Origin of the sequence: Methanosarcina sp. UBA5 (genome assembly GCF_002505485.1) — an archaeon.
Lineage (GTDB): Archaea > Halobacteriota > Methanosarcinia > Methanosarcinales > Methanosarcinaceae > Methanosarcina.
This window is the reverse complement of sequence record NZ_DAVG01000101.1, coordinates 1-4114: the sequence shown is the minus strand read 5'-3', so window position 1 is coordinate 4114 and position 4114 is coordinate 1. Positions and strand designations below refer to the sequence as shown.

Sequence of the window (4114 nt, the reverse complement as noted above, 5' to 3'; positions counted from 1 at the left end):
CAGAAATTTCAAAAGGCGTGGGTGCAGGCATGAAAGGCATCAGCGCAGACATGATCCCTGCACAGGAAGCACTTCAGGAACGCGGGTGGTAAAAATCCACTGAGTACTCCCGAGTTACGCCACCCGGGTTTCACTTCCCGAATTTCGTTTCGGGAGCACGAAGTCCTTTTCGCTTCGCTCAAGAGGACTAATTTACAGGTTTTAAAAGTGAATTTAACTCAAAAGAGCTAAAATAATTTTTGTTTTTTAAACCAATTAATAATTTTTTTATAAATTACTCCAACTTTAACTGAAATTTTTCTGAGTTTTAGTTTTTTAAAATCTTATCTGATCAATACTATACCCCTACCAGAACTGCCTGAAAACAAACAGCCCAGAGAACTGAGATAAAAAATCTGTGTATTTTACGGTAAATGTCCTGTTTACGGGTAAATTTCGGCCTGATACGGGTGAAAAGTTTCAGGATTAAATAAAATCTGCGTTATCATAATATAAGGCGACTTGAGGTATTTCTTTAAAAACCTAGGGTTTAAAACTTCATCAATGAGCTAAACTTGAGTATATGAGGCGTAAAAATGGCAGGGTTTTGAAATCCCCAGGGTAGGGAAATTCTGGCACTTTCTATATAGAACCCTCAATTACATTATTTCCTGGGAGAAATATAATAGCATCGGGGCTTGTAAGATTGAACTACCAGTTATACCAAAAAATGAGTGGAGAGAGTTAATTAAACTTAACGCAGATCAAAATTAAACGTTCTATAAATCAAAATTACTATCTAAGGCCAGATCAAGTACTGTAAAAGACCAGATCAAGCCTACTACGTAAGACAGAAGCCCCCAAAATCCCTAATTTTTGTTCTTGGAAAAATATTCGGGTCAGATGTCAAAGTTAACCTTTACTACCACACACTCTGGCAGATTTTCAATATGTACGCCTTCCAGCGTTCCTGTTACCTCAAGACTGTCAAACTCATTTGAACCGCAAAGTACGTCCTGATTCGGATGCGTGCCAGGGGTGATATTGCAGCTTAGAATAGTCTTTTGCCCAGCCGACACTACGATTGGAAGCCTTGGGGATGCAGGATGGTTCTTTGGAAGGACGATTAATGGTGACCTGATTTCCCTGATCATAAAAAGAACGCATTTAAGCCCTTTTTCAGTTTTCTCATCCACAGACAGCGCAGAAGCAACGATCAGGTCATGGGATTCCAGTCCGAGTACAATCTCTTCGTTTTCAGTTTCCAGAAAAAACTGTCCACGTGGGCCTGCTTTCACAATAGCCACTGTTCCTGCCGTGCCGCGCAGGAGAAGCATTTCACTTTCCTTAAGTGAAATGTCTTTAGAAGGGGTCGATTCTTTCATTTTAAAAATAAGTGTTTAAAAAATCCAGTCAGTTATCAGGATTCTGCTACATTTTTAGACTGGCAGGAAGGGCATGTCACATTTTTACCAATGCCTTTGAATCTGTTCCCACAGTCCTTACATACATAGTCTTTAACCGGCAATTTTCCTTCCAGATCCAGATCAAACGAGTCTCCAACACTGCACATCATTGTCACCTCACGGTTTTATCAAAGGGCTCAGTAATAATTATATTACCCACATATTATTACTCATACTTCTCCAATTAATACCTTTCCATACCAGTCCTCAGGAGGAATTTCTGATCGCAGCTATTCTATCAGAGCAACTATTTCCGCAAACGAAGTAAAAATCGGAGCAAAAGAAGATTTCCTGCCTGAAACGAGTCTGATCAAAGTCTGTTTGATTAAAGCCTCCTGAAAATTTACAATTAGGCTAACATATTTTAGAGGCAGTGTGCCAAATTTTTCTGTAAAATTACAAATTTTAAGAAGTTGTCGAATCGAAAAATAGATATTAGTAGACCGGTTTCATGTACCGTGTACAAAAACTTGGCTTCGAATTTACAGCAAATTCGAGACACTGCCTTTTTAGATGAATTAAATTCTCAGATTTGTGCCGAAGAGAGACATGTATGGAGCACTTAACTTCATCAGCCTCTGGAAAATAACATTTGCTGATCAGTTTAATTTTTCTTCTTTTGATTTTTTCCAGATCTTAAAGCCTCCATAATAAGACAGGTACAGAAATCCGATTATGCTGCTGATCCCATAAGAAATAAAACGCTCTAAAAGAACGAAACTGCTCGCAGATGCAAGGGACAACCCAAAATACAGAAGCAAAGAGATCAGCCCTCCTTCAATTATTCCAAGTCCCCCTGGGGTTAAGGGCAAGGCCCCAAGCAGGAAGGACAGAATTGAAATTGTTATAATCAAGCTTAAAGAGAGGTGAATGTTCAAGGCTAAAGCAACCGATTTGAGACGTATTACATCAAGAACCCAGACCCCACAAGATAATAAGAGAACAGGAATCAATGATTTTTTGAATTGATTCCAGTTTTGCTGCACAATCTTTACGAGAGAAACAAATTTTGCTCGAAAAACCAAGATTAATATTACTGCTGCCAGGAAGACTAAGAAAAATAAATGGATCGTTCTTAAAGTTAAACTATGTGGTAGGAATCTAACCTCTAAAGAGGGGAATGAGTCTAGAATATAAATTGATAAGAAAGCGACAGGAATTGCTTCAACCAATCTTTCGAAAAAGATTGTTTTGAAAGCGTTGGTATAGCTGATCCCAAAGAGTTTATTGGCCCAAAGTATTCTGAAGGATTCTCCTCCCGCCATATTCCCCCCCGGAGTAACATTGTTTATAAATACTGCTCCGAAATAAATGGGAACAAGGCTTGTGGCTTTTAGATCATAACCAATGCAGGAAAGAACCTGTTGCCAGCGGACCGAAAATAAGTACACACTTAGCAAATATACTGAAATCGCCAGAAAAACATAACGTAGCCTTGTTTCCCTCAGTGTGCTTAGTACTTCTTTTAGAATAGGTGCGATATTTATCCAGTAACTGCGAACTAGAAACACCCCTGCTGTGAGTAATAAAAGGACCACAATAGCTTTTACCAAAGTTCCCATTTTCAAAAGCATACCTCACAAGGGTTCAGAATCGCGTTTTTATGAAATAAATTTTTCCGTTTAACTCTCCTAAACTTTAATTTGTTTTTGAACCTTGTGTTCAATTATATGCTTTCTGGGCCACGTTTGCTCTGAATATACGCAATAATACCTGGAAGTAACGAAACAAAAATTACTCCAAGTATTACAAAGCTAAAATTATCTTTTACAACTGGCAAGTTTCCGAAAAAGTATCCTCCAAAAAGGAATAACATTACCCATGAAATTCCCCCGACAATATTGTAGCTGATGAACGTCGAATAGGGCATTGTTCCTATTCCTGCTACAAACGGTGCAAAGGTACGGATAACAGGGACAAAGCGAGCTAGAATTATTGTTTTCACTCCATATTTCTCAAAGAATGCATGTGTACGGTCAAGGTGTTCCTGTTTAATAAACCGTATATTTTCATAACTTGTTACTCGATCTCCTACTAAATGACCTATCTGATAATTGACAGTATCTCCTGCAACAGCTGCGAGACATAGAACAACAAACATAGTAAATAAGTTGAATGAACCGCTGGCAGCCAGAGCTCCAGTTGCAAAGATGAGAGAATCACCAGGTAAGAAAGGAGTTATTACCAGACCTGTCTCACAAAAAATAATAGCAAACAATAGTAAATACGTTAATAGACCATATTCATTTGTTATTGCACTTAAGTGAGTGTCAAGATGCAAGAATAAATCAACAAAATAGCTTGGATCTACCATATGAATACTTCTATCAAATAGATGCTACTTATACTATTGGCTGAAAAAATTTTTCAGTTATATATCTTTCTTTGTTTATCAATAACTTTTTGCTCATCAGATACTATTTAAACCTATTAACTCCTGCCATCAAAAACGAAAATTCCTCATTTTTAAGCTTTTAGGAAAATAACTCAAGAATTTCAGTAACTCTTGGTTCTAATGATTATTTATAGTCGCCACTTTAAATAATGCGACTTTTTATGTTTAAATGTATGTTTCTCCCAAAATTCCTCCAGTTCTTCTTTCAATACTTTAGTATTTTTGAATTATTTTATTGACGTTAAGTCTTTCCTTGTCACTTTCCAACAGTATT

The 4114-nt window shown here is 37.4% G+C and carries 4 protein-coding genes and 1 pseudogene; all 5 read right to left on the bottom strand.

Annotated elements, in window-relative coordinates; all coding sequences use genetic code 11:
- Positions 1–878 precede the first annotated feature (878 nt).
- Positions 879–1364 carry a hypothetical protein gene (locus BP621_RS11700; protein ID WP_292390124.1) on the bottom strand — a complete coding sequence of 162 codons (486 nt, stop codon included), beginning with the start codon at positions 1362–1364 and terminating at the stop codon, positions 879–881.
- A gap of 35 nt (positions 1365–1399) precedes the next feature.
- Complete coding sequence (locus BP621_RS11695) at positions 1400–1555, bottom strand: hypothetical protein (protein ID WP_292390122.1); 156 nt, start codon at positions 1553–1555, stop codon at positions 1400–1402.
- 489 nt (positions 1556–2044) lie between these two features.
- The gene (locus BP621_RS11690; RefSeq protein WP_292390126.1) at positions 2045–3007 is read right to left on the bottom strand and encodes a lysylphosphatidylglycerol synthase transmembrane domain-containing protein; all 963 of its coding nucleotides are present in this window, start codon (positions 3005–3007) and stop codon (positions 2045–2047) included.
- Positions 3008–3111: 104 nt separating this feature from the next.
- Positions 3112–3759, bottom strand: a complete 648-nt coding sequence (locus BP621_RS11685) for a DedA family protein (RefSeq protein WP_292390121.1) — start codon at positions 3757–3759, stop codon at positions 3112–3114.
- Positions 3760–3968: 209 nt separating this feature from the next.
- A pseudogene (locus BP621_RS11680) lies at positions 3969–4114 on the bottom strand (IS630 family transposase); the annotation flags it as partial.